17 protein-coding genes are annotated in these 26,123 nt (G+C 59.4%); 7 read left to right on the top strand and 10 right to left on the bottom strand.

What is annotated here, in order from left to right:
* Positions 1-221 precede the first annotated feature (221 nt).
* Entirely contained in the window at positions 222-5,522 is a 5,301-nt protein-coding gene (locus VQ575_RS26680; protein WP_325918739.1) for a dermonecrotic toxin domain-containing protein, read from the top strand.
* Between the two features lie 156 nt (positions 5,523-5,678).
* Positions 5,679-7,232, top strand: coding sequence for a MocR-like pyridoxine biosynthesis transcription factor PdxR (gene pdxR / locus VQ575_RS26675; protein ID WP_045157331.1), 1,554 nt, complete (start codon positions 5,679-5,681; stop codon positions 7,230-7,232).
* A 33-nt stretch (positions 7,233-7,265) separates the two neighbouring features.
* On the opposite strand, the gene VQ575_RS26670 is transcribed toward pdxR, so the two are convergent.
* From VQ575_RS26670 to aspA, 7 genes are all read right to left on the bottom strand, one after another.
* Positions 7,266-11,321: a dermonecrotic toxin domain-containing protein gene (locus VQ575_RS26670; RefSeq protein WP_325918737.1), complete on the bottom strand. Its 4,056-nt coding sequence runs from the start codon at positions 11,319-11,321 to the stop codon at positions 7,266-7,268.
* A gap of 655 nt (positions 11,322-11,976) precedes the next feature.
* Complete coding sequence (locus VQ575_RS26665; protein WP_325918735.1) at positions 11,977-13,077, bottom strand: polyamine ABC transporter substrate-binding protein; 1,101 nt, start codon at positions 13,075-13,077, stop codon at positions 11,977-11,979.
* 11 nt (positions 13,078-13,088) lie between these two features.
* Positions 13,089-14,120 carry a histone deacetylase family protein gene (locus tag VQ575_RS26660; RefSeq protein ID WP_039593580.1) on the bottom strand — a complete coding sequence of 344 codons (1,032 nt, stop codon included), beginning with the start codon at positions 14,118-14,120 and terminating at the stop codon, positions 13,089-13,091.
* A gap of 200 nt (positions 14,121-14,320) precedes the next feature.
* Positions 14,321-15,313, bottom strand: coding sequence for an AraC family transcriptional regulator (locus VQ575_RS26655; protein WP_039593581.1), 993 nt, complete (start codon positions 15,311-15,313; stop codon positions 14,321-14,323).
* Between the two features lie 69 nt (positions 15,314-15,382).
* A complete protein-coding gene (locus VQ575_RS26650) occupies positions 15,383-16,387 on the bottom strand; it encodes an asparaginase (protein ID WP_325918733.1) in 1,005 nt (334 codons plus the stop codon).
* A gap of 135 nt (positions 16,388-16,522) precedes the next feature.
* Positions 16,523-17,974: an alanine/glycine:cation symporter family protein gene (locus VQ575_RS26645; protein ID WP_325918732.1), complete on the bottom strand. Its 1,452-nt coding sequence runs from the start codon at positions 17,972-17,974 to the stop codon at positions 16,523-16,525.
* 485 nt (positions 17,975-18,459) lie between these two features.
* Positions 18,460-19,884 (bottom strand): aspartate ammonia-lyase, encoded by a 1,425-nt coding sequence (aspA, locus tag VQ575_RS26640; RefSeq protein WP_030139110.1) that lies wholly within the window; start codon positions 19,882-19,884, stop codon positions 18,460-18,462.
* Positions 19,885-20,064: 180 nt separating this feature from the next.
* On the opposite strand from aspA, the gene VQ575_RS26635 reads away from it, so the two are divergent.
* The gene (locus VQ575_RS26635; protein ID WP_039593584.1) at positions 20,065-20,976 is read left to right on the top strand and encodes a LysR substrate-binding domain-containing protein; all 912 of its coding nucleotides are present in this window, start codon (positions 20,065-20,067) and stop codon (positions 20,974-20,976) included.
* 45 nt (positions 20,977-21,021) lie between these two features.
* On the opposite strand, the gene VQ575_RS26630 is transcribed toward VQ575_RS26635, so the two are convergent.
* Positions 21,022-21,588: a zinc metalloprotease gene (locus VQ575_RS26630; RefSeq protein ID WP_045157326.1), complete on the bottom strand. Its 567-nt coding sequence runs from the start codon at positions 21,586-21,588 to the stop codon at positions 21,022-21,024.
* Positions 21,589-21,932: 344 nt separating this feature from the next.
* Between VQ575_RS26630 and purE the strand changes: the two genes are divergently transcribed.
* From purE to VQ575_RS26610, 4 genes are all read left to right on the top strand, one after another.
* A complete protein-coding gene (gene purE, locus VQ575_RS26625) occupies positions 21,933-22,424 on the top strand; it encodes a 5-(carboxyamino)imidazole ribonucleotide mutase (RefSeq protein WP_003196369.1) in 492 nt (163 codons plus the stop codon).
* A 12-nt stretch (positions 22,425-22,436) separates the two neighbouring features.
* Complete coding sequence (locus VQ575_RS26620; protein WP_198724456.1) at positions 22,437-23,522, top strand: 5-(carboxyamino)imidazole ribonucleotide synthase; 1,086 nt, start codon at positions 22,437-22,439, stop codon at positions 23,520-23,522.
* Between the two features lie 101 nt (positions 23,523-23,623).
* Positions 23,624-23,869 carry a GlsB/YeaQ/YmgE family stress response membrane protein gene (locus tag VQ575_RS26615; protein ID WP_039593587.1) on the top strand — a complete coding sequence of 82 codons (246 nt, stop codon included), beginning with the start codon at positions 23,624-23,626 and terminating at the stop codon, positions 23,867-23,869.
* Positions 23,870-23,956: 87 nt separating this feature from the next.
* Positions 23,957-24,493 carry a DUF3299 domain-containing protein gene (locus VQ575_RS26610; protein ID WP_082112055.1) on the top strand — a complete coding sequence of 179 codons (537 nt, stop codon included), beginning with the start codon at positions 23,957-23,959 and terminating at the stop codon, positions 24,491-24,493.
* A 68-nt stretch (positions 24,494-24,561) separates the two neighbouring features.
* Here VQ575_RS26610 and VQ575_RS26605 read toward each other — a convergent pair whose 3' ends face one another.
* A complete protein-coding gene (locus VQ575_RS26605; RefSeq protein WP_039593640.1) occupies positions 24,562-25,461 on the bottom strand; it encodes a D-hexose-6-phosphate mutarotase in 900 nt (299 codons plus the stop codon).
* 57 nt (positions 25,462-25,518) lie between these two features.
* Positions 25,519-25,923, bottom strand: coding sequence for an acyl-CoA thioesterase (locus tag VQ575_RS26600; RefSeq protein WP_030139126.1), 405 nt, complete (start codon positions 25,921-25,923; stop codon positions 25,519-25,521).
* Between the last annotated feature and the right edge of the window lie 200 nt (positions 25,924-26,123).

Raw genomic sequence — 26,123 nt, 5'->3', positions numbered from 1 at the left:
TTGGCGAATGCAAACATCCTAGGCCGCCCATTGGTCCGATGTAAGAGCCAGTTCCAATCGTTTTCATAGGTCCATTCGGCGGAGCATCCCAGCGCGCCGCTAGCTCAACATGCCGACTTACACTTCCGATACGTTACGCATACCGGCCTATACATATGTATGCCGTCGCTGGCTCGACGCCAAGGTACGGTTAAAGATCTTCATTTAAAGATGGATCTTTTATGTCGTCGTTTTTTACAGATGAACCAAGCACGGCGGCGCAGCCCGTTATTGCAGACTTAAGCCCCCTCAAACTGCTGCCCAACGCCAGTCCATTCGAATGCCACGAACTTGCAGATCAGTGGTTGCTCCAATTGGGGCTGCAAGGCGATGCAAAAGTGCGCGTGACTTATCAGGAAGTCAAAGCTGCCGACCAGCCCGTGGAAGACAAGCGCGCATGGGTTCACTTGCGTACGGCCGTTACCCAGGGCTTCCTGGCCGCTTATCAAAGCAAGCCGATTCCCAGCCACGCGAGCTTGGCCCGGTGCGAGAGTTGGGTCACTTATCCTTATAGAAACCGCATGAATCCGGACTTTTCCGCGCTTCGGGTCAACGGCCTTGCGCTGTCGAAAAGTGTCTTGATGAAACTGCAAGGAGGTGTCCCGTCAGGCTATGGAGGGGAGGAACCTGCTGATACTGCGGTGGTGCGTCCACCCAGTCCGCTTGATCCCCGTGAAGCGGCCCGAGACACACAATTGCGGCGTTTAGCGTCCCATGCTGCTGACCTGGCTCGTTTGTTTGCCGGCTTGCCGACATTCGACACGGTACTCAAGCATCTATGGGTCACGTTGATCAGGGAAAAAGTGGACCCCAGCCAATTTCGCGCCCCATTGCGACAGGCGCTCGACCCGGACAGTTGTTATGTAAACCACTTCACCACAGACACGCTTGGGAAGCGCTCGCTGGTTTCATCCAAAAGCTTCAGTGATGTGCTGTGGGACTGTTTGCTCGCCAACGCGCCCTACAGCAACACGATAGCAAGCGTGGGTTTCTTCACCCGTCCGGACTCGGTAGAAAATACCCACAGTGTTTTCGTTGCGCCACTCGATGAAAGTACCCAGCAGGCCGTGACATCGGCCTTTTTTATTGCCAACCCTACGACCCATTACCGCGTCAGGCTTCAGTTCCTGGATGATCTGACGGCGTTTCGTACTAAAGAACCCCTGGGCGATTCCCTCGACCCATCCGTCCGATTAACAGTTGAGCAGGCGCTGGCCTTAAGGCTCTCCCAACGCTTCTTGTACCTTTTCGATTTATACAAAGCGGATCGAAACCCCTCTGTCCAATCAAGCCAAGCCGCCCGGATTCTTCAGCACGACGAAGACCGGCTGTTGAATCTCGTCATGACCCATCCCGCCAAGGCCAACCGAGACCGGCTCATTAACAAGGCGCGAATGGCGCAGGTCTACAAGGTCATGTTGGATATGGGCAGCGAGGCAGAGCAGGCATGGCCTGCCGCCTTCGTGATCAAGCAAGTCGGCCTGGACGTATTGTTCCTGTATTCCCTGGAGGGCGGAATACAGCGATTCGATGACTTGGACGAGTTGATAGAGACGGTCACCCCTTCTTCTGAGGGGCAGGAAAGGACAATCAAGCACATCGACCTGGAGCTTTGCGAACATGTCTTCGAGAGCGCTGCGAAAGAGCTGTTGGACATCCAGCATGCCGCGCTCGAGACCGTCCTGAAGGATCCCGAAAAGGCGCAGTTCGACCTGATGAGCTTTGCCTCGGCCACCGAAGCGGCGCTTGAGCTGCCGACGTTGGCGCTCGAAGGTCCATTGGCTGCCCGTGGTGAGACCTTGCTTAAAAATGCCCGTCCCGGCGCTTATATAACCGCCTCGACGTCACAAAAGCGGACGTATAGAACGTTAGAACGGGAAGCTTCGAAAACTGAAGAAGAGGCTGCGCGTGAGCGTGTCCAGTCGCTCTTGGCGTTCACCCGCGAAAAAATCAAAGCCTACCTTCGCAGCCATTTGCACGTTGAAATAGATCCTGATCCGGATAAAACGTTGATCACGTTGTTCCAGGGAAACGCGTGCAGCCTGAAAGATTCGCGAGCGGTCAGCCTGACGCAGCTCATGCTCGATAACGTGCGCCCTGCGCAATACCCCAATGCGATGAGAGAGATATTGCCTGTCTACCTTGCCGATGAAGCGGGGTGGCCTGTTTATCACCCCGTCACCGGTTGCCTCATTGTCTTGAGCGGACCTGAACTCGCCCAAATGGCGACCCGCCTTGATATCGGCGGTCGCTATGAGATTTACATCGGCGAGAAACTGCAAGCGAAAGACCACAAGCAAGCGTGGTGGAACGCCTATAAAGCCAACATGAATTTGAAAGGATACGAAGCCATCCTCAAGGGCGACGAAGTATTCAAGGCCACGGTGTTCGACGCGACCAAGCCTGGACGATATGAAAAACGGGTTCCGCTCTGGCTGGATGCAGTCCTGAAATCGTCATCGGCAACGGTGCGTAAGCCGGTCCATGGACAAAAGGTCAATGTCTATGGGCTTTTGCTCGGAGGAAGCGTAGGCGCCGCAAACCAGCAGGGCACCTTGGGCAATGCGACCAGCGTCGATGGCGTGTTGATCTTTTCAGATCAGGACGGGCCGGACCTCCAGGGCACCGTGGGCGTGTACTTGCCGGACAGCCCTGACGGCAATGATTTTCATGAGTTTTCCAATCTCGGCGACGGTATCGCAAACCTGCTGCAGCTTGAGTCTTGGCGGACCTATTTTTCCTCCCGCATCGCCACCACCGATGCTGAAGAGATCAAGCGACTCTTAGGTCAGCGAGGCGGTCGTCCCTTGGTTCGTGGCTCGCTGATAACGGGTGATCTTGGTGAAGCGCTTTATGCCGCCCATATCAAGTTTTTGGGTGCGCACGCCAACCATCGCTCCAATAGCAACCGGGAAATAACCCATCAAACCATCGTCATCGCGGTGATGTCGGCGTTCGAGACGCTTATCGACGTGGTGGGGGCCTTGGCGTTTTTCCACGGCTTTTGGAAAGTACTCATGTTTGTCGCCAAGACTGGCCGCATCCCGATCCACCTGAGCATCCTCAGCTATCTGATGGCGTCTGGTGTGACGCGGCGCCCGGGCGCGGGTATGGCGGGCCTGTCACGCAATGGGTCAGTTTTCCAAGGGATGATGGCTCGCCTGAAGCAGCAAAAGCAGCCAGCGGGGCTGGCTTTGGAGCCAGCCATCTATAGCCGCTATGCCGTGGCTGACCGATCGGTGATACGTGGGCTTTCCCCGGATGCCGGGGGCTTCTATCGCGCGGCCGTCCAGGATGTCGCAACCGGTACTGTCACGGCGCGTCCCGTATACGTTCGGCAACCGGATGGGACGGTGCTTCGCGTGCACGATCATACGAAGGTAAACGCAACCGAGGCCATCCTCGTCGACCCCGACTCCGGGTTGAGCATTCGCTCCAGCGGCGTGATGCGCAGCACCGTGGCGCGAATGCCCGATGGTGAATGGCGCGCCGTCGGATTCGGCTTGGGTGGCGGAGGCTCGAAACGCCCCAGGAGTCCATCCCCCAAGCCTGGTCCTTCAAGGCCCGCAGTCACGCCTCCCGCCGGTTCTTCAAACGTGGATGCGCTTCCTTCGTCGGGTGAGGATATGGCCGCTTTGGTCGAGCGATCCGGCGAATGGGATAATCCGGTGATGGATCTGGTCCCGGAGTTCATGCCCAATCTGGCGAGTTGGCCCCACAACCGCGGCCTGGTGGTTATCGATGAGCGTCCGGGGCGGGACATTGCCATGATGCGGTTTGCATCGGGAGCCAACCCGACCTATCAGCTGACCAGTGCGCCAGACCTGCAAACGGACGTCGTCGTGAGACGCAGGGGCGGCAACCATTACGAACTGCTGCAGGCCAATCATGCAGCCCCCATACAGATGCCGAGGGATGGCGATTGTTTCTTCAGGGCTGTTGCCTTGGGCTTGAACACGCTTGAGGGAGGAAATGCCTTTTCTGTGAGAGGGCTGCGTACTGCATCCGCCAGGTACATTCGCCAAAACAGCCAGATGTTCAGTTTCATGGAGACCCCGCCGCTGCTGTCAGGCGTCGAGCCCATGATCGAGAACCTGCTCGGCAGGGAAACGCTGCATGTACTCAGAAGGGTCTTTTCCGAAGGGCCTACGGCAAACGAGTTGTTCCAACCGCTTCGCCTATACCTGGATGCAGCGGCGCATGCGGCACCCCTTGCGGCTGCAACACAGCGGAATCGATTTAAAAGGTTTTCCGACCTGTTGCCCACGCGGCATCGCTATGGTTTGGCATGGCTGCGCGAGCCGTATACGCCTGAGCAACTGACCGCCATACGGGTGTTTATCGGCCAGGTTCTAGTCGGCAACGAGAACAAGGAAATGCTGAATTCCATATTCAGGGACCCGTCTTTTACGGTCACCCGGGATTTGGTGCATATCATGCTCGAATACGGTATTTCCATTGATGACCTGCAAAGGTTTTATCCAAGAAACCAAAGGGCTTATGTGCTGTTTGACACGGCGGTACATGGGCAAATGAGTGTGCGTGAGCTTCTGGATTCGATGGGCAGGGCAGATTTTGTGTACCCGAACCAGTTAACTGCCCTGGCGGACAGGCTGAGAACCAATACCGGCGTGCATGTCACCGATACCTCGAGGCTGATGCATTTACACCGGTATGAACAATCGGTCATCCGGACAATCGGCTTGCTCCGCGCCTCGCTTGGCAAAAAACCGGTGTTATTGCATCGAGCCGAGATGCTTCTGGCCTCGCCAGTGATTTCGAATAACCTGGGTGGGCGAATGCGTATCGCCGTGTTTGCCAGATGGATTGGCCAACCGGCGTTCAGCCAGGAGAAAATTCGCGCTATCGCCAGATATGCCGATACGCGTCTCGCCGAGTTATTGACCACCGGGAGTATCGACATCAGATGGGTGCACTTGTTTGATGAACCCAACATCGGCAGGATCCTGGACAATTCAAGCGAGATCGTAAACTTCTATAGGTACGTGACGCCGTCGGCAAAGGCAGAAATGCCGGTGGTCATCAGAGTGCTCAGTGCCGCGGGTGAGTCACCTTCCAACTCCAGGGTGGCCATGCTGCTCAGCACCCCGAACCTGTTCGGCAACCTGAGCAGGAACTTCACTCCCGAGCAAGCTCGCAGCGTCTGGGCCGACCTGATCAGCCAAAACTACAGCGACAGCAATATCCAAGGCACACTCGCGCGAGCGGGTGCCCTGAACTCCGAGGCGGATTTCGCCGCATCGTTGGTTATCCAATTGATGCAGGACGTACAGCGCGCGGAGCAGCTCGTGGCCAACATCGTTGCCGACCAATCGATTTCAGCGCGAGTACTGGCAAATCTGTACCGGTTCGAACTTTCCAATAATCGTGCAGAACATAACTGGTTGAGCTTTGTGGAATACGTAAGCCGTCACAAGCAGATACCGGACTGGGCCTGGCAATATAAAAAGTCAGGTAGCTGATAGATTTCATCGCTGTCGCGAGCCCGTCCGCGATAGCGATGCCCGCCGTGATCCTTGATGATTTCCCTTGGCGAATGCGCCTGTCCGAGGCAGGCTAATGGTCCGTTGCATGAGCCGGTTCTGGCTCATTCGATAGGCCAATTCGCGAGGGTTCTCATGAGTCACGCAGTGCCGCCGCTGTCCTTCAATCCCGCCGGAATCGAACTCGACCGTCGCCAGGGACTCAGTCGCCAGCTTTACCAGGCTTTGCGTGCCCGAGTTTTGGATGGACGCCTGGCCAGCGGCATGCGCCTGCCGGCCAGTCGCGATTTGGCGGCGGCGTTATCGATCTCGCGCAACAGTGTCGTCAGGGCGTATGACCAGCTCTATGCCGAGGGCTTCATCGAAGGACGTGTCGGTGACGGCACTTATGTGGCAAAACTGTCCACAACGACTTTGCCGCTGTTAAATATATCCACAGAACTGTCCACAGGGTTTTCAACAGGCTTATCCCCAGGCTTATCCACAGATTGGCTCGATTTACCTGTGGTTTCGTCCAGTAAAGGCCTGCGCAGCGACGCGTTGAACCGCGTGGAAAAACATCACTTGGCCCAGCCGCCGAGTGGTCCGCCGCGGGCATTTCGGGTGGGCGTTCCGGCTTTCGACCTGTTCCCTTTCGACATTTGGGCCAAGCTGAACGCGGCTTTCTGGCGTAAGCCGGATCTGCAGCGGCTGTGCTATGGCGATCCCCAAGGGGATGCGCGCCTGCGCAGCCTGATCGCTGCTTATCTGCGCAGTTCACGAGGGATGCATTGCACGGCTGAACAAATTGTGATCACCAGCGGTGCGCAACAGGGCATCAGCCTTTGTGCACAGCTGTTGATCGACCCGGGGGACATCGTCGCGGTGGAAAACCCCGGGTATCGCGCCGCCGGGCATGCGTTTGCGGTCGCCGGGGCCGACGTCAAGGGAGTACCGGTCGACGGTGACGGGTTGGATTGCGCAGCGCTCGGCGCAATGAGCCGATGCCGGCTGGCCTACGTCACGCCGTCCCATCAATATCCGACCGGAGTTGTCATGAGCTTGGCGCGTCGGCTTGAACTGTTGGCCTGGGCCGAACGCAACGAGGGATGGATCGTCGAGGACGATTACGATGGCGAGTACCGCTACAGCGGCGCGCCACTGGCGCCTTTGGCTGCGTTGGACCGCCAGGGCCGTGTGCTTTATGTCGGTACGTTTGGCAAAGTGGCGTTTCCAGCCTTGCGCCTGGGTTATCTGGTGTTGCCCGCGGGCCTGGTCAACGCTTTCGCCCGGCGGCGTGCCGTGGACGTGCGCCATTCGGAAGTCAGCACCCAAGCCGTGATGGCCGAGTTCATGGCCGCGGGACATTTCCAGCGGCACATCCGGCGCATGCGCCGGGCCGCACTGGCCCGGCGTGATGCGTTGCTTGCAGGTTGGCCCAGTGATATCGCAGGGGTTGGCACCATGCCCACGGTGGTGGCCGGGCTGCATGTCACGGTGCCTGTGGACGGCATCGAGCGGGAAGCTGAACTGATTGCCCAGGCGAGTAGAGTGGGCGTCGAAATCAACGGCCTGAGTAGCTATTGGCTGCCCGCCACCCCATCACAAGCACGCGCCGGCCTGGTGTTGGGGTTCGCAGCGGTTCCGCCAGCGGCGATACGCACCGCGCTGGCAGACTTGGCGAAGGCTTGGACAGTCTTGCATCTATAGTCGGGCGGCGACGACCGGCCCGACTCAATCGTCTCAGGGCCGCTCCCTGGGGAAGAACACCTGCCGGGCCTGATCCACGGCAATTTCGCTGCGGTAATGATCAATCAACTGACGTTGGCTCATATTTTTGGTTGAAACGTCGACCGTTGAACTTGCCTGTTCCACGGTTCTCAGGCGTGCCGAGAGAAAGGTTCGGTCTGGCAACCAGTACGCGGAATAAAGAAAGTCGGCAAACCAGAGGGTTTTACCGGTTTTCCGATCCTTGATCTCATACCTGTCGAGATAGCTCTTCTCAGGTTTTTTAAGGCGTTGTCGAACGAGTCGTTTAGTGATGAGGATCTGGTTTCGGTCTTTCAGCCAGATAACGCCACTCATGCTGGGCGGGCTCTGCTTGATGACGCTCATTACGCTCTCGAATTCCTTCGCGTAGAGGGCCGTCGATTCTTTTTTTAGTTGTAGCCGCAAGGTTTCGGCCGCGCGCTGTTTCTCCGGCGATACCCCGGTTGTCTCGTTCGTCACGGTACTTTCCGCCAGGTCCAGCGCCTTTCGGATCGCGACGCTGACTTTTTCCATCCTGCTGGCATGTGCGTTGAGGATCATTGCGATACCGGCAGGCGTGCGGTTTGGCTGTTGCAGGTTCTTCTCGATTTCTGTCTTGAAGGCAGCCAGTCCATCGATCAGCGCTTGGCCTTTCAACATGCTTGTGGCCAAGGGCGGTATGGCCAGCGGTGCGGCGTCGGACGTCACATGGGGCACCCATTCGCCGGTTTCCTTGCGGTGGAAGGTGACGATGTTTTCGTCCGTGAACGGATTCTTTACATCGACCCAGTCAGTTTCCTCGCGGGTCTTTGATAAGCGAGGCACGCCGCTGACGACACCCCAGAAGCGGGCCCGAATGAATCTCTTCCTGGGCTGTGGGCGTTGTTCCAGGGGGCTGGCGGTTCGTCTTTGGTTGCTTCGCTCATCAAGGGCTTGGGCCAGATGACGTAACGCGTGTTTTTTTGAATCACTTATTCGCCGTCTCAGGCGCATGAGTTGCGTTGGGATGGCGCTGCCCTGGTATTCGTTTTTCATGTAATCGAGATGTTCTTCTATCGCTGTGAACTGTTCGGTCAGGCTTCCAAGCGCCTCGATTTGCTCGTCCAGCCGGATCACGCTTCGCTCATCGATGGCATCGCGCAGGCTTTGGAAGGCCACCGTGGCGTTGTCGACGATGCGGTTCATTTCCACCCAGCCTTCGGGCATTGTTTCGACGCTTTCGAGTGACAAACAAAGGTGGCGATACATATCCAGCAGGATAAGGCGCAAGTCGTCGCTTTTGTACGCCGGCATTCGTTCGCGATGCCGCCGGACAAACTCGAAGCCCTCGCGTCCCAGCTGCTTGAGCCTGTCGAAACGTGTCTCCATGTAGTCCAGGCGCTCGATCATCGCGTCCCCGACCGACACCATGTTTTCAGCCGCATCGATGTGTTGCTGTTCCACCGTCTTGACCGTCGAGGAGATCATGTTTATCGCTTCGGTCATGGCCGGCGTGAAGCGCTCTCGCAACAGGTCGATTTCTGCGAAAGTGAAATTTACTTGCGCGTTGAGATACCCGAGGCTTATTCGAGGGTAGTCGGGCTTGGACTGGAAGACAGGCCATTCGATCAGGGTGTTGAGTGCTTTTTCGTAGTTTTCTCGCTGGGTTTCCAGCGTGGCCACGTATTTATTGCGCTGCGTTTCCTTGGCCGCACCCGATGCCTGGTTCATGGCCTGTGCGTGCATTGTCAGCAGCCGTTCGTTTGCCGGTTTTTGCTTTTCAAATTTATTGAGTTCATCAAGCAATTGAATGTTACGGCGAAGCGCATCGGCAATGACCTTGCGCCGAGCGCCCTTTGAACCGCTGCCACGTAGGCGCAAGCGACTGTCGATCTGCCATTGACCTTGCCCGTCGCGCATCAGGGGCGGGCCGTTGCGTGCTCCGTCGATGATGCTGACCTGCTCTCCCTCTGTCCTGACCTCGAACCATTTGTCCGCCAACTTCGCATACCAGTGCTCATCGTGCTGATAGAGACCCTTGAGTGCGCCTTCGCTTTCGGGTGGGCCAAGACTGTCGGGGGCCTTGGTGCTGAAACTGTCGAGAAAGCTGAGGTCCTTTTTCGATTTGCCCATCAAGGCGCCACTGGTGTGGATGACATCGTAGTGCTCTTGCGGGAGCTCTGGCTGGATGAACGGAGCCACTTTCTCGATGATCAGTTCGGGTGTTGGTTTTGGCAGGCCTGGAGCCGGGATGGTTTCCGGGGCTTCTATCGGGCGTTTACGGCTGCTCGCCCGGGTGCGTTCGATCACGATGTTGAGGACACCCAATGCCACGTTGAGCATCAGGTCGACGACTGCCACCCATTTGGCCTGCCCCTTGAGTTCCTCGTCGCCGCCAGCCAGTCGTTCGGCGTCGCTGAGAATCTGCCAGAGCCAGACCGCCGTGTTTGCCGTGTTTCCCAGATAGGGCAGCGCCAGGCTGAGTATCAACCAACCGGTTTGCTTGAAAGATTCCCAACGGTTCTCGTTATTGGAAACCGATTGGCGATCGGCGAGCGTGACCAGGGCATTGGCGTTGGCCTTGAACAACAGTGGCATGAAGTCGGCGCCCAGCGTCTCGTTGCTGAGGTTGACGGGGCCGATATCGGAAAACAGCGTCAGTGGGTTGGTCGCGAACTCCACGACGGCCCAGGGCGAGGGCAGGGCGCCCGGGAAAACAAAGCGACTGTAGTTTTCCCGAACCCCGTCGGGCAGCCAGGCCAGAACCGATTTGCGCAACGAATCGGTTTGCCGGATCCCGTACAGCATGTTGCTGAACGAAGGGAACTGACACAACTGCGGTTCCAGCAAGGGGCGATAGAGCAAGCAAGGGCCGGCACTTGGCGTTCGTGGGCCGATCACGAACATGTTGGCGACGATGTCTTCGGAAAGCCCGATTTGCGGCTCGGACACGAAGGCCAGTTTGCGCAGGACGATTTCCTGCCCTTCGACTTTGCGATCCTCTTCCAGGGGCTGCATCAAGGCCGAGACATAACGACACCCCAAGTCATCGATATTGCCCTGCCCGCGCAGTTTGTTCTCCAGCGCCAGCATCGGCAGCTGTATGCGTAACTGGGAGGTATATAGCGTCTCGCGTCGGGCCGACTCTTTCGGATCATTGAGCAGTTTGCGCTTGATCAGCTCGGGATAGACGCGACCGATATCCACCTGAGTGATGAGGTTCTCGATGTATTCCACGGTCATCCAGTCGGGAAGCTCGGTCCCGTCGAGTGATCTGACTGTCTTATTACCTGCTGGCAGCGCGATCAGATTCTGCAACGCCAGCTCGACGAGATTGAATCGCGTAACGTCTGTTTTGAAGGGAACAACGAAGGTGCCCCAGGCAATAACACTTTTGATCTCGATCTCGATCTTTTCCGGAGTCAGCGCCGAGGCGTCGTCATGGTCCGATTGCATTTGTGCTTTTAGGGCAAGCGAGGCGTATTCCTTGATGGGCAGGATATCGTCCAGGTAAGTCTTGCCGGCATGGACGCTGCTCAGTGCCGACAGGTTCTTCATGTGTTGGGCGAATTGAATCTGGTCGGACACCGACGCATCCTGAAGCCATTCGGGTATCTGTTGTTGATACCAACGCTCGCCAGGTCCTGTTTCCAGCCCTTCGGGCGTAGGCGGTTGCCCTTCGGTGAAGTGGGTATTGCGCCAGATTCCGGGGGTACCCAGCACTTTGATCTGTGTGGCGATGATCCCGCAGGCCTTGCTGTCGAAGAGATTGCCTTTGGGCTCATAGAGTCGCCAGCGTATGCGAGAGACGTGCGCCTGGCCGCCCAGGTGGTTTGAAAGCGATTGTCCGAGTGCCTCTCGTGACTCGAATTTCTCATAACCGTTGAGCAATGAATGCGCGAGGATGACTTCCTTTTTTTCGATCTGGCCGATCAGTACCACCAGGGAGTTTTCGTTGACGCGGCTTTCCTGGCCGTCTTGCACCGCCTTGATGTCGACCAGATAGGCATGGCTGGCATAACTGTCCTCGCGGTCTTTCGGGTCGGGGAATAGAAACAGTTGCCGGGCCATGTCGCATTCAGCCGCTGTCCATCCGTCGATTTGTGTGACGTCCCACAGCTTGCGCAAGGTGTCGGAGAGTTCATGCCAACGGGGGCCGTAGTCGCCGAATGGGACGTTCCAGTACGCCAGTTGTTGCTCCTGGCTGGCCGGTAACATGGCCGGTACCAATTCGTTGATCAGGCGCCCGATCTGATCGATGCGCACCGGCAAATGCACGGGGGGCACGGTCAGCGGCAGTTGCGTCAGAAAATGCAATCCCTCGATCAGCAGGGTGGGCTGGGCGGTGTCCACCCGTGCGGCCAGCAGATTGCTAAGGGTGATAAAGACGCTAGGGCGCTCTACGATGTCGCCGTCGACAATGTCCCAGGCTGATTCGCCAACGACAGTGGTAAAAGGGTTGATATCCAAGGCGGGATAGAGATCTTTGAGCGCATCCCGCAGGAGCACGGCGGCCACTTCTGGGTATGTGGGGCCCGCGAGTAGCTGGTTGAGCAGCGCACCTCTGATATTCACATCGGAGGCCGGGAGGGTGCCGGTTGGCTCTGGTGTCATTTGAACGTCCTTGTCTGCAGATGGATGAAAACCCCGAAGCCGAACGCTTCGGGGTTTTCATGCTAGGGAGACAGGGGACGGAGAAGGCGGTAACTATGTATGGATCTCCTGGTTACTGGCCGGACTTGATTCGCGTCCAGGCCCGCGTGCGTGCGCGCTCGGCATCCCTGGGCAACGGTTGCAACGTGTACAGCGAGGCCATGGCCGCCTCGGTCGGGTACAGGTTGGGGTTGCCGCGGATCGCCGGGTCGACCATTTCGGTGGCGTCCTTGTTCGGGTTCGGATAGCCGACAAAGTCGCTGATCGGCGCGATCACCTTGGGCTGCAGCAAGTAGTCGATGAAGGTGTAGGCATCGTCCGGATTCTTCGCGCCCTTGGGGATCGCGAGCATGTCGAACCAGATCGGCGCGCCTTCCTTGGGCAGGCGCATGTCCACGGTCACGCCATTCTTGGCTTCCTTGGCGCGGTTGGCCGCTTGGGAAAAGCTGCCGGAATAACCGACGGCCACGCAGATGTCGCCGTTGGCGATATCCGCCATGTATTTGGACGAGTGGAAATACGTGATGTAAGGCCGGATTTTCAACAGCAGCGCTTCAGCCTTGGTGTAGTCCGCCGGCTTCTTGCTGTTGGGGTCCAGGCCCAGGTGCTGCAAGGCCAGGGGCAGGATTTCCGACGGCGAATCAAGCAGGGCAACGCCGCACTGCTTGAGCTTGCTGATGTTTTCTTCCTTGAAGATCAGGTCCCAACTGTCCACCGGCGCGTTGTCGCCCAGGGCTGCCTTGACCTTGTCCGGGTTGAAGCCGATCAGGATCGTGCCGTACATGTAGGGCACGGCGAATTTGTTGCCGGGGTCGTTGGCTTCGATCAGCTTCATCAGCTTGGGATCGAGGTGGTTCCAGTTCGGCAGCTTGCTGCGGTCCAGCGGTTGGAACACCCCGGCTTCGATCTGCTTGGCCAGGAACACATTGGACGGCACCACCACGTCATAACCGGCGTTCCCCGTCAGCAGCTTGGCCTCCAGGGCTTCGTTGGTGTCGAAGATGTCGTAGATCAACTTGACCTGGCTGTTCTGCGCCTTGAAATCGTCCAGTGCCTTGGGCGTGATGTAGTCGAACCAGTTGTAGACGCGCAACGTACGCTCCTCGGCCTGGGCGGCGCCACACAGCAGCGCGGCGCACAGGGCCGGGGCGATCAAACGCTTGAGTCTGTTCATGCTGATGTTCCTCATTGGGCGCTTTGGAAACCTTCAAGGACGTTCACGGCATTGATGCCGATTTCTGCCACCGCGTAGCCGCCTTCCATCACGAACAGCGTCGGTTTGCCGAGGGCGGCGATGCGCTTGCCCAGCGCCAGGTAGTCCGGGCTGTCGAGCTTGAACTGCGAAATCGGATCGTCCTTGAACGTGTCCACGCCCAGGGATACGACGATGACGTCGGCGTCGTAGCGTTGGACTTCACCGCAGGCTTGCTCCAGGGCGGCGCTCCACGTGTCCCAGCCTGAGCCTGCCGGCAAAGGGTAGTTGAAGTTGAAGCCCGCGCCGGCGCCTTCGCCGCGCTCATCTTCGTAGCCCAGGAAAAATGGAAACTCCGCCTCCGGGTGTCCGTGGATCGAGGCGAACAACACGTCGCTGCGTTCGTAGAAAATCGATTGGGTGCCGTTGCCGTGGTGATAATCCACATCGAGGATCGCGACTTTCTTGTGCCCTTGGTCGAGAAAGGCTTGGGCGGCGATAGCGGCGTTGTTGAGGTAGCAATAACCGCCCATTAAATCGCCAGCGGCATGATGCCCCGGCGGACGGCACAGCGCGAAGGCGCTACGGGCGCCGCGTTGGATGTCGGCCTGGGCGGTGAGGGCGACCTGGGCTGCGCTGTACGCCGCTTGCCAGGTGCCGGCGGTAATCGGCGCACCGCCGTCGAAACTGTAATAGCCGAGTTGGCCATGCAGGCTGGTCGGCATCACCGTGCGCAACGTGCGGGCCGGCCAGGTGTAGGGCAGCAGGTCACCGTCGCGGTTGAACTCGGTCCAACGCTCCCAGGCGCCCTTGAAGAATTCCAGATACGCCGGGCTGTGGATACGCAGGATCGGCGCCAGGCCAAAATCCTGCGGCGCCTCCACCGGCCCCAGCGCCCGAGCCTTGACCCGCTCCAGCACATGGTCGGCCCGGGACGGCATCTCGAAACAGGGCATCAACTGCCCGTCCATCAATTCGCAGCGTCCATGGTGCAGGTGGTGATCGTCTGAGTAGATCGTCAGCATTCTTGTTCTCCGCAGGGCTGATTCGCTGGATCAAGTCTTGCGCCACGCAGGGTTTAGGAGAACGGCAGGAAAGGCCAAAAGGGGATCGAAATGGCCAAAAGGTTTGACCGTAAATCGCCCCTTGTTGGCGCGGGTGTGCGCTGGTTCGGGGCGTGAGTCTATGGCTCCCTCGCCACGGGGATCGTGCTTGAAGCCAACTTTCACGTCCTGAACCGACTCGGCGCCACGCCGCTCCAGCGTACGAAGGCATGGCGAAAGCTCGCGGTTTCACTGAAACCGAGCAGTTCGGCGATCTGGTAGATCGGCAGTCGGTCTTCACAGAGCATCTGCTTGGCCCGTTCGAAGCGCAGCTCATCGAGCAGTTCCTGATAGCTGCAACCCAGATCCTTGAGGTGCCGGCGCAGGGTGCGCGCCGAGCAGTTCATTTGTTCGGCCAAGCCCTCCAGGCCTGGGGCGGCATCGAGTTGCGCGACGAGCAGTTGGCGGATGCGTCCCAGCCAGGCCTGGCGGCCGGTGAATTCGGTGTTCTGCCGGCGGCAGCGTTCGGCCATGGCGTGATGAGTGATGGGGTCGGCCAGCGGCAGGGGCTGTTCCAGCCAATGGCGATCGAAGGCAAAGGCGTTGTCGATGCTATCGAAGCGGACCGGGCAGTCGAAGAGATTGGCGTAGCGCGCGTGGTAATCCGGCGCTGGGTGTTCGAACCGCGCTGCGCGCAAGGGCAGCGGGTGACCGAGCAAATCGTTGCAGATTACCTTCAGCGAGACCATGCAGAACTCGGCGTTGAACGCCGCCAGGGCCGGGTTTTCCCGATAGTCGCCAGCGCTGAGCCAGATGTGCTCGCCGTCCTCTTCCAGGGCCAGCTCGAAGAGTGTTCCCAACAGCGCCGGGTAGCGCAGCGCGAGACGCAAAGCGTCACCTAAGGTGGCACTCGTGAGCAGGGCGTATCCCAGCATGCCGTAGGACGAAACGTGCATGTTGCGGCCCAGTTCCAAGCCGATATCCCGCTTGAGCGCGACGGCGTTGGCACAGACCTGCATCTCCTGGTTGGTGGTGATGCGCGTGTCGGCCCGGCTCAAGTCCGCCGTGCTGATGCCGCTGCCGGCCAGCAATGCATCGTGTGGCAGGCCGTCATGCTTGAAGGCGTCGAGCACCAGGGAGACGGCGTTGAGCGTGGTGAGGTGGGAATGCAGCATGGTCCGTTTCCAGCCTTGGGAGGCTGGAGACGGAGCAAGTTATATGCCGGCCAAAAACTTTGCAGGCCGTCAGATCAGCTCGCCACACAGATCCAGCTCAACCAACCGCCGAACCTCATCCACCGGCAATCCAGCGCCAATCAACGCCTGCAACTTGCCAAACGCTGCCTCGCGGGTCATGCCGCCGCCCGACAACACGCCAGCGCCGCGCAAACGGCTGCCGGCTTCGTACACGTCCAGCTCGACGCCGCCTTCATGGCATTGGGTGACGGCGACCACCACCACACCGCTGTCCCGCGCCCGCTCCAGGCTGGCCAGGAACGCCGGGTTGTCGCTCGGCCCGGTACCGCTGCCGTAGCACTCCAGCACCAGGCCCTGGATGCCGCTGCCCAGCAGGCCGTCGATGATTTCGGCACCGATGCCGGGGAACAGTGGCAGCGCTGCGACGTTCGCCAGTTGCTTCGGCTGTTTGTAATTCAACTGGGTTGGCAGAGAAGTCGCCTTGATGCCGCCACCCTGGCGTTCCAGGCGCTTGAACGGATGGCGCCCGAAGCTGCGTACTTTCGCGCAACGGGTCGGCGCCAGCAGTTCCCCGTGGAAATAAAGGTGCACGCTTGGCGCCAGGCCGTGGCCAAGGGCAACCAGCGCGCCGCTGAGATTTTCCCAGGCGTCGCTGTCGGTCACGCCGGCGGGCAGCATCGAACCGGTGAAGCAGACCCGCGCATGCAGGCCCAGCAACTGGAAGCTCATGGCGGCGGCGCTGTAGGCGAGGGTGTCGGTGCCGTGCAGGATAAGCACGCTGTCGCAGCCCTGCACATCCACGGCATCGACCACCGCTTCGCGCAGTTGCTGCCAATAGGCTGGGGTCATGTTGGCGCTGTCGATCAGCGGCGACATCTCCCGGAAGCGCCACTGCGGCACTACCAGTTCAGGCTGGCTGTGCAGGTAGTCGCGCATCCGCGCTTCGAAGCCGGATGCCGGGGCCAGGCCGTTGGCGCTGGCTTGCATGCCGATGGTGCCGCCGGTGTAGAGCACCATGACGTGCTGGGCGGCAGGGTAGGTCGAGGCATTCATTGGGGGTGTTCTCCGAGGATGAAAACGGCCGCTTGGGTTAGCCGCCACAACATAAGGTCGAGCATGACGCCGACCTTGTGTTGTGTCACGCCGGGCGCTGGGGGTGCGCCCGGTTTTTTTCAAACAGACTGTTGATCAGCGTTGCGCTGCAGCCAGGCTCGCCGGAGCGTTGCCGGCATCGGCGGCAGATGCCGACGGGGTCGCAGGCCAGGCTTTGCGGTCCAGGTCCAGGTCCGGGAATTTGCTCGAGTCAAAGACAGGAACCTTGATGCCGGCCGCACGCTGGTCATCGTAGTCACGCAGGATGCGCATGCCGACCTTGAACAGCAGGAACAGCGCGATCAGGTTGACGAAAGCCAGCAGGGTCATGGTGATGTCGGCGAACGCGAACACGGTGCCCAGGTTCTCGATGGCGCCCCAGAAAATCAATGCCAGGACCAGGGTGCGATACGCCATCAGTGCCTTGCGGTTTTCGCCGAGCATGAAGCGCAGGTTGTTCTCACCCAGATAGTAGTTGTAGAGGATCGAGGTGAACACAAACAACGACAAGGCTACGGAGATGAACACTCGGCCCCAGTCACCGACCACGGCTGCCAGGGAGTTCTGGGTCAGGGCAATGCCGTCGCCTTCGAAGCCCGGGGTATAGAAGCCCGACAGCAGGATCAGCAACGCGGTGCAGGTGCAGATCACGAAGGTGTCGAGGAACACACTGAACGCCTGGACCACACCTTGTGCAGCCGGGTGCTCGACCGACGCGACGGCGGCGACGTTAGGCGCGCTGCCCAGGCCGGCTTCGTTGGCGAACACGCCACGCTTGACGCCCATGACGATGGCGCTGCCGATCAGGCCGCCAAAAGCCTGGTCCAGGCCAAAGGCGCTCTTGACGATTGTCGCCAGCATGCCCGGTACGTGTTCGAACTGCAGCACGATCACGTAGAGGGTCACACCGATGTAGGCCAGGGTCTTGACCGGTACCAGCAGGTCGGCCACCTTGGCGATACGCTTGATCCCGCCGATGAACACCAGACCCAGCAGCACCGCCAGGCCCAGGCCTGTATAGGTGGTGTCAAAGCCGAAGGCGTTGTTCAGGGAATGGGTGACCGCGTGGGCTTGCAGGCCGTTGAAGGCGAAGCCGAAGGTGATCAGCAGCAGGAACGCCATGATCATGCCCAACCAGCGCTTCTGCAGGCCGTGCTGGATGTAATAGGACGGGCCGCCACGGTACTGGCCTTCGGAGTCGCAGCGCTTGTAGAGCTGGCCGAGGGAGCATTCGAAGAAGCTGCTGGACATGCCGACCAGGGCGGTCACCCACATCCAGAACACGGCACCCGGACCACCGAGGGTCACGGCAATGCCGACACCGGCGATGTTGCCCGCGCCGACGCGGCCAGCCAGGCTGAGCATCAAGGCCTGGAACGAGCTGAGCTGGTCGGTGCTGCTTTTCAGGCTGTCACGGAACACCGCGAACATATGAAAGAAATGACGGAACTGGACGAAACGCGAGCGGATCGTGAAGTAGCCACCGAGCCCGACAATGAGCGCGATCAGCACTTTCCCTGAGAGGAAGTCGTTGATGACTTCGAGCATGAGTATTCCTCGCTGTTTTTTGTTTAAGCGATGATGGCCATTTGGAAACATCCTGTTACATCGGTCGGCACGCGGCTCGACAGAGAGGGCGATGTTTCGTCCCGGTCCACTTCGCGGGTTTTGTTATTAGTTCGGTTTTCGCATGTTGTGAGGCCTCGTTGACGACGACCACTCATGCGAAGAGGGGCGGCACTATACCTATCAGTGCGGCGCCCGTCTGCACAGTTGTGGTGCATGCGACGAAACGAACCCTTGTATCTCCTGGCCTTTCGGTCAGGTTCTTGCGGGAGAGAGCCGGCTCGCGATGGCGAGCGACGCGGGGTACAACGGCAGCGCGTCGCTGTTTATCGAGTGTCAGCTCGTTCCTACAGTCTGTCGTGCTTGCAGCTTTTTGTTAAAAAAAAGGGCTTGGGGAACGAGTCCCCAAGCCCTCAAAAGGTGAGAGGTGTCTAGTCCCTCGACCTGGTGAGCAGTGGTCGCGTCGATCAAGCCTTCAGTGGGACCAGACGCGGGGCAATCATGTTTTCCGGGCGCAGGATGTCGTCGAGCATGGCGTCGTCGAGCAAGCCTTCTTCGCGCACCAGCTCCAACACGCCGCGACCGCTTTCAAGGGCGACACGGGCGATACGGGTGGCATTTTCATAACCGATGTACGGGTTCAGTGCGGTGACCAGGCCGATCGAGTGCTCGACCAGTTCGCGGCAGCGCGCTTCGTTGGCGGTGATGCCGACGATGCAGTGCTCGCGCAGCATGTCCATAGCCCGTTGCAGCAGGCGGATCGAGTCGAAGATCTTGAAAGCGATCAGCGGTTCCATCACGTTCAGTTGCAGTTGGCCGCCTTCGGCCGCCATGGTCAGGGCCAGGTCGTTGCCGATGATCTGGAACGCCACTTGGTTGACCGCTTCCGGGATCACCGGGTTGACCTTGCCGGGCATGATCGAGCTGCCTGGCTGGCGGGCCGGCAGGTTGATTTCGTTGATGCCGGTGCGTGGGCCGCTGGACAGCAGGCGCAGGTCGTTGCAGATCTTCGACAGCTTGACCGCGGTGCGCTTGAGCATGCCGGAGAACAGCACGAAGGCGCCCATGTCGGAGGTGGCTTCGATCAGGTCGGCGGCTGGCACCAGCGGCTGGCCGCTGATGGTTGCCAGGCGCTGTACGGCGAGGGCCTGGTAGCGTGGGTCGGCGTTGATGCCGGTGCCGATGGCGGTGCCGCCCAGGTTCACTTCGGTGAGCAGTTCAGGCGCGAGGGTTTTCAGGCGCGCCAGGTCTTCGCTCAGGGTGGTGGCGAAGGCACGGAATTCCTGGCCCAGGGTCATCGGCACGGCGTCTTGCAGCTGGGTACGGCCCATTTTCAGGACGTGGCTGAATTCCTCGCCCTTGGCGGCGAACGCCTGGATCAGGCTGTCGAGGCTGGCCAGCAACGCGTCGTGGCCCAGCAGCAGGCCCAGGCGGATCGCGGTCGGGTAGGCGTCGTTGGTGGACTGCGCCATGTTCACGTCGTTGTTGGGGTGCAGGTACTGGTATTCGCCCTTCTGGTGGCCCATGGCCTCCAGCGCAATGTTGGCGATGACTTCGTTGGCATTCATGTTGGTCGACGTGCCGGCGCCGCCCTGGATCATGTCCACCACGAACTCTTCGTGGAAATCGCCGCGGATCAATCGTGCACAGGCTTCGCTGATGGCAGCGTGCTTGGCTTCGCTGAGCTGGCCCAGCTCGCGGTTGGCGTCAGCGGCGGCTTGCTTGACCATTGCCAGACCGACCACCAGCTTGGGGTAATGCGAAATCGGGACACCTGACAGGCGAAAGTTGTTGATCGCTCGTAGGGTCTGGATGCCGTAATACGCTTGCGCCGGTACTTCGAGTACGCCAAGCAGGTCTTTTTCTGTGCGGAATGATGCAGCGGAGGACATGATGGAAATCATCTCAATAAGAACCCGGTCAGAGCCGGAACGCTGTGAATCCTAGGCTTTCAGAAAAATTTGGGCCAATGCTGTTAAACACTGGCCTATGCATATTCGGCATAATGGGCGTGTGACGCCGACGATGCGGCGAACGTGTGACCTGTTTTGGTGCGTCCCGGGAGGGCGGTGATGAATCTTGAAAGCAAATGGCTCGAGGACTTCAGTGCCCTGGCCGCGACGCGCAGCTTTTCCCAGGCGGCCGAACGGCGTTTCGTGACACAGCCGGCGTTCAGCCGACGGATTCGCAGCCTTGAAGCAGCCCTTGGGCTGACGCTGGTCAACCGCTCGCGTACGCCGATCGAACTGACGGCGGCAGGGCAACTGTTCCTGGTCACGGCGCGTACGGTGGTCGAGCAGTTGGGCGAGGTGCTCCGGCACCTGCATCATCTGGAGGGCGGGCAGGGCGAAGTCATCCAAGTGGCCGCCGCCCACTCCTTGGCACTGGGCTTCTTTCCACGCTGGATAGCGCAATTGCGCAACGAAGGGATGAACATCGCCACGCGCCTGGTGGCGACCAACGTTGGCGATGCCGTCCATGCCTTGCGTGAAGGGGGCTGCGACTTGATGCTGGCCTTCTACGATCCGGATTCGGCCATGCAGATGGACCCGGAGATTTTCCCTTCTTTGCACCTGGGCCAGACCGAGATGCTCCCAGTGTGCGCGGCCGATGCGCAGGGCGGGCCGTTGTTCGACCTCGAAGGCGAGGCCAGCGTGCCGTTGTTGGCCTACAGCGCCGGGGCGTTCCTGGGGCGTTCGGTCAACCAGTTGTTGCGCCAGCGGGCCCTGCGGTTTACCACCGTCTACGAGACGGCCATGGCCGACAGCCTGAAGAGCATGGCGCTGGAAGGGCTGGGCATTGCCTGGGTCCCTCACTTGAGTGTGCGCAACGAACTGGCCCGGGGCGAGTTGGTGATCTGCGGCGGGGCGCAGTGGCATGTCCCGCTGGAGATCCGCCTGTACCGCTGTGCCCTGGTGCGCAAGGCCAATGTGCGGTTGCTTTGGCGCAAGCTTGAGGGAGGTGTGGCGAGCTCCGTTGGCTGAATGGATGTGCTTGAACAATCTTGGCAACAAGGCCGGAGCGGTCATTTAATCCATTAGATACTGACGAATATTTTCCCTGTTGCTTTCGGAAAACCGGTAGGTGTTGCCACGCAAGTCTGAGTAACTATCGGCATGCATGATCGAGTCCTTCCACCAGCCGTCGTATTCAATGACGCTGTCTTTATGATCAGCGTTGAACAGGTGGCCTATCTCATGGGCTGGGGTATTGTAAGTGCTGATAGAGGCGATACCGAAGTGGCCCCCAAGTTCGGCGATGCCGGAAATGGTTTTATTGATGTTATCTTTGGTAAGCAGCAGCGTCTTGGTGAGCCTTGGATCATAATCGTTATTCCGCAGTGTTTCGTAGCGCCAATCCTGGGCCGCGTTTCTCCATGCGCTCAATTTACTGGAAGCATCTGCGCCTTTATAGTCGAATCTGCGCAAATGGGAATAAGGGGGTTGGGGGCGGGCGAAAGTAATTATTACTTCACGTCCGGAGATAAGCTCGAGTTCGGTCTTGAGCCAGACGAAATGATCGGAAGACAGTTTTCTGTATTCATAACCTTTCAAGTCGTCATGGAGGCAGACGAGTATCGCGATCGTATCTTTCATTATTTGAACATCCTTGTTGATTAATCATTGCTGAGTGGAAGCAGGTTGTCGGTACCGCGCTAAAGTTATAAGGATTCTTATAACTTGGAAATTTAACTTCTTGATCAAAATATGTAGTTATCCATGAATGACAAGGCGCTGACTTTTTGGTCAGGAAATCACGCTTTTTGCAGCGCATGACAGATGGTCGTCGCAGGTGCTGTTTATCCGCTTCATTAAGGTATACTGCCCGGCCTTCGGTCGGTTCACCCGGCCATAATTCGTACAACAAGCCACGCTGGTTTCCCGCGTGGCTTGTTGTTTTTTGACGCGCCCTAGGGCGCCCAGAGAGAAGAGGCACGACGATGAGTGCACTGGTTGGCGTGATCATGGGCTCCAAGTCCGATTGGTCCACCCTTAGCCACACCGCCGATATGCTGGAAAAGCTCGGCATCCCTTACGAGGTGAAAGTGGTTTCCGCCCACCGTACCCCGGACCTGCTGTTCCAGTACGCCGAAGAAGCCGAGGCGCGTGGCATCGAAGTGATCATCGCCGGCGCCGGCGGTGCGGCTCACTTGCCAGGCATGTGTGCGGCCAAGACCCACCTGCCGGTGCTGGGCGTGCCGGTGCAATCCTCGATGCTCTCAGGTGTCGATTCGCTGCTGTCGATCGTGCAGATGCCAGCCGGCATCCCGGTTGCTACCCTGGCCATCGGCAAGGCCGGGGCAATCAATGCGGCTTTGCTGTCGGCGAGTATCCTGGGCGCCAAGCATCCCCAATTCCATACCGTGCTGAAAAAATTCCGCGCTGAGCAGACAGACAGCGTCCTGGACAATCCGGACCCACGCATTGCCTGAGGTTGTTGACGAATGAAGATCGGTGTAATCGGTGGCGGCCAGTTGGGTCGCATGTTGGCCCTGGCGGGTACGCCGCTGGGAATGAACTTCGCTTTCCTGGATCCGGCGCCGGACGCCTGTGCCGCCGCCCTGGGTGAACACCTGCGGGCCGACTATGGCGACCAGGATCACCTACGCCAATTGGCCGATGAAGTTGACCTGGTGACCTTCGAGTTCGAAAGCGTCCCGGCCGAAACCGTGGCCTTCCTGTCCCAGTTCGTCCCGGTCTATCCGAGCGCCGAAGCCCTGCGCATCGCCCGTGACCGCTGGTTCGAAAAGAACATGTTCAAGGACCTGGGAATCCCGACGCCTGCCTTCGCCGACATCCAGTCCCAGGCTGACCTTGAGGCTGCGGTCGCTTCCATCGGCCTGCCGGCCGTGCTCAAGACCCGTACCCTGGGTTATGACGGCAAGGGCCAGAAAGTCCTGCGCAACCCTGAAGACGTTGCCGGTACGTTTGCCGAGCTGGGCAGCGTCGGTTGCCTGCTCGAAGGTTTCGTGCCGTTCACCGGTGAAGTCTCGCTGATCGCCGTGCGTGCCCGCGACGGTGAAATCCGCTTCTACCCGCTGGTGCACAACACTCACAAGGACGGCATCCTCAAGTTGTCCGTCGCCAGCACCGACCATCCCCTGCAAGCCCTGGCCGAAGACTACTCCAGCCGCGTGCTCAAGCAGCTCGACTATGTCGGCGTCATGGCGTTCGAATTCTTTGAAGTGGACGGCGGCCTCAAGGCCAACGAAATCGCCCCGCGGGTGCACAACTCCGGGCATTGGACCACTGAAGGCGCCGAGTGCAGCCAGTTCGAAAACCACCTTCGGGCGGTGGCCGGGCTGCCGCTGGGGTCGACCGCCAAGGTCGGCGAAAGCGCGATGCTGAACTTCATCGGCAAGGTGCCGGACAGCGAGAAAGTCCTGGCGATTGCCGACTGCCACCTGCATCACTATGGCAAGGCCTTCAAAGTGGGGCGCAAGGTCGGCCACGCCAACCTGCGTTGCGCCGATCGCGCCACGCTCGAGCAGCAGATCATCAAGGTCGAAACGCTGATTGCCGAGCAATAGTCTGCAACATCGGTGGAACCATTCATCGGCTTATCTCTCTCATGGCTAAGTGCCAAAGCCCGACTGGACTTTGGCTTTAGTCTCAACCAGAGGGAAATGCCATGGGAATCATCGGAACCATTTTTATCGGCTTGATCGTTGGCCTGCTCGCGCGCTTCCTGAAGCCCGGCGATGACAGCATGGGCTGGATCATGACCATCCTGCTCGGTATTGGCGGTTCGTTGGCGGCCACATACGGCGGCCAGGCCCTGGGTATTTATCAGGCTGGCGAAGGCGCTGGCTTCATTGGCGCCCTGGTGGGTGCGGTCGTATTGCTGGTGATCTACGGCCTGATCAAAAGAAACTGATCAAACCAGATGAAGCCCTCTCCGCGCGGCGCACGGAGAGGGCTAAACTGCCCGGCGTTTACATTCCACTCATTGCCGAGCCCTTTCATGCGCCGTCTAGTATTGACCCTTCTTTTGCTGGGCAGTGGCCTGGCCCACGCCGCCGAGCTGCCGGAAACCGACTGGCTCGAACTGATGCCCAAGTCGGACCAGAAAGCCCTCGAAGCGATGCCCGAGATCGATCACGACTCCCCCGAAGCCAGCGGCACCTTCACCGAAAAAGGTGGCCTCAAGCAAAGCAAAGGCTTGCCGGCGGTGATGTACTCGACCAAGACCGTGGCGTCGATGAATGACAAGCACCTGCGCATTGGCGGGTATCCGGTCCCTTTGGAGACCGACGCCAAGGGCCGCAGCACATTGTTTTTCCTGGTGCCTTACCCGGGCGCCTGCATCCACGTTCCTCCGCCGCCGCCGAATCAATTGGTGTTGGTGCGATATCCCAAGGGCGTGAAGCTGGACGACATCTATACGCCCCTTTGGGTGACGGGCACGCTGAAGATCGAGAAGGTCGACAACGACCTGGCGAGCGCGGCGTATGCGCTGGATGCGGAGAAGGTGAGGGTGGTGCAGGAGGCGGATTTGTAACGGGCCGGTTGGCCTGACACAGTTTCAACTGTGGGAGCGACCCGCTCCCACAGGTCTTTTGGTGTGGCTTAGAGCGGCTTGCTGCAAATGCTCACGCCCAAGGTATGGCTGGCGTCCGGCAACAACGTCACCACATCGCCCATCACATTGGCCGTCTCGATGCACAGCATGCGCTGCCAGCCATCGTCGGCCATGTCGCTAAAGGCCTTGGCCCGTTCGGTCCAGGGGTTCCAGATCACCGCCGAGCGCGAGCCGCTGCTGGTCAGTTCGATCCGTCGTTGCCAGTGCGGGTCAACGATGCTCAGCGTCGGCGGGGTATCGAGGTAGATGCGGTCGGTTTCGCCGGCAAAGCGCAGGGCACCGGCCTGGGTATGGGTGTTCCAATCGTCCAGGGTCTCGATGTAGTTCAAGCCGTCGACGCCATCGACCTGCACGTTGCGCACATCGCTGACGGCGAAATAGCTGTGCAGCGCCTGGCTGAGGCTGACGGTTTCGCTGCCACGGTTATGGCTGGTGAGACGGATATGCAACTGCTCGTCCATCACGATGGTCAGCGTCAGGTCGACCTGGTGAGGCCAGCCCGGCAGGCCATTTTCAGGGTAGGGCAGCACGAATTCGATGTTCAGGCTCTCGCCTTCGGCCTCGATGCCCTTGAGCTCCCAATCCATCGCTCGCACCAGGCCGTGGGCCGTGGCCGGTTCGTTGCTGACGCGCATCGCCTGGACGCTGTCGGGATTGCGGGTCAGGTTGCCGAACCAGGGCCAGCACACTGGCACGCCGGCGCGGATGCTCTTGCCCGTCTGGAACGTCGCCTGGTCGTTAAGCCAGATCAGCGGCGGCTGGCCGTCCACTTGATAACTGAGGATATGCGCGCCCTGCTGGGCCACCAGCAACTCGGCCTGACCGTGGCGGATGCGCCAACCATTCAGTTCATCCAGTTTGACGGCTTCGACATTGGGCGTAGGCATATTGCGCATCTCGTTCAGGAACATGGACTGCAATGGACCGCAAAACGGTCGCCGCGTTTAACGGGCGCGGGGTGGAACCGAGCGGGTGCGTCCACTGCCGTCGATGGCGACGAAGACAAACACTGCTTCGGTGACCTTGCGCCATTCGCTGGACAACGGATCGTCGCTCCACACCTCGACCATCATCTGGATCGAGCTACGGCCGATTTCCAACGCCTGGGTATAGAAGGACAACTGCGCACCCACCGCCACCGGCACCAGGAACGCCATGCGATCAATCGCCACGGTCGCCACGCGCCCGCCCGCCACCTTGCTGGCCATCGCGGTGCCGGCCAGGTCCATCTGGGACACCAGCCAGCCGCCGAAAATGTCCCCGAAGCCGTTGGTATCGCGGGGAAGCGCGGTGATTTGCAAGGCCAGGTCGCCTTGCGGGATTGGATCTTCTTGTTCGAGCTCTATCATGCCGGGGGTGCCTCTGACCCGTAACTCTGTCTTGTCTTTCAGGTGAATAGCCGTCTTTGTAAAAAACGATTCAGCCCGAACTGCCACGTTCGTCACGTTTTTCGTAAAGGCGTGCCAAAGGGAAACTCTGCGAAACCGGCTGATTCGTACTACATCACCAACGACGTTTTCGCACAGCAACCCCTTACAGAGTGTCGCAA

It is taken from the genome of Pseudomonas frederiksbergensis, assembly GCF_035751725.1.
Classification (GTDB): domain Bacteria; phylum Pseudomonadota; class Gammaproteobacteria; order Pseudomonadales; family Pseudomonadaceae; genus Aquipseudomonas; species Aquipseudomonas frederiksbergensis_A.
The sequence above is the reverse complement of the archived record's forward strand: the minus strand, read 5'-3'. Positions and strand labels throughout refer to the sequence as shown.

Coding starts and splice junctions, on each gene's coding strand:
- VQ575_RS26680 (WP_325918739.1), top strand. CDS start 222: ATGTCGTCGTTTTTTACAGATGAACCAAGCACGGCGGCGCAGCCCGTT.
- pdxR (WP_045157331.1), top strand. CDS start 5,679: ATGAGTCACGCAGTGCCGCCGCTGTCCTTCAATCCCGCCGGAATCGAA.
- VQ575_RS26670 (WP_325918737.1), bottom strand. CDS start 11,321: ATGGCCCGGCAACTGTTTCTATTCCCCGACCCGAAAGACCGCGAGGAC.
- VQ575_RS26665 (WP_325918735.1), bottom strand. CDS start 13,077: ATGAACAGACTCAAGCGTTTGATCGCCCCGGCCCTGTGCGCCGCGCTG.
- VQ575_RS26660 (WP_039593580.1), bottom strand. CDS start 14,120: ATGCTGACGATCTACTCAGACGATCACCACCTGCACCATGGACGCTGC.
- VQ575_RS26655 (WP_039593581.1), bottom strand. CDS start 15,313: ATGCTGCATTCCCACCTCACCACGCTCAACGCCGTCTCCCTGGTGCTC.
- VQ575_RS26650 (WP_325918733.1), bottom strand. CDS start 16,387: ATGAATGCCTCGACCTACCCTGCCGCCCAGCACGTCATGGTGCTCTAC.
- VQ575_RS26645 (WP_325918732.1), bottom strand. CDS start 17,974: ATGCTCGAAGTCATCAACGACTTCCTCTCAGGGAAAGTGCTGATCGCG.
- aspA (WP_030139110.1), bottom strand. CDS start 19,884: ATGTCCTCCGCTGCATCATTCCGCACAGAAAAAGACCTGCTTGGCGTA.
- VQ575_RS26635 (WP_039593584.1), top strand. CDS start 20,065: ATGAATCTTGAAAGCAAATGGCTCGAGGACTTCAGTGCCCTGGCCGCG.
- VQ575_RS26630 (WP_045157326.1), bottom strand. CDS start 21,588: ATGAAAGATACGATCGCGATACTCGTCTGCCTCCATGACGACTTGAAA.
- purE (WP_003196369.1), top strand. CDS start 21,933: ATGAGTGCACTGGTTGGCGTGATCATGGGCTCCAAGTCCGATTGGTCC.
- VQ575_RS26620 (WP_198724456.1), top strand. CDS start 22,437: ATGAAGATCGGTGTAATCGGTGGCGGCCAGTTGGGTCGCATGTTGGCC.
- VQ575_RS26615 (WP_039593587.1), top strand. CDS start 23,624: ATGGGAATCATCGGAACCATTTTTATCGGCTTGATCGTTGGCCTGCTC.
- VQ575_RS26610 (WP_082112055.1), top strand. CDS start 23,957: ATGCGCCGTCTAGTATTGACCCTTCTTTTGCTGGGCAGTGGCCTGGCC.
- VQ575_RS26605 (WP_039593640.1), bottom strand. CDS start 25,461: ATGCCTACGCCCAATGTCGAAGCCGTCAAACTGGATGAACTGAATGGT.
- VQ575_RS26600 (WP_030139126.1), bottom strand. CDS start 25,923: ATGATAGAGCTCGAACAAGAAGATCCAATCCCGCAAGGCGACCTGGCC.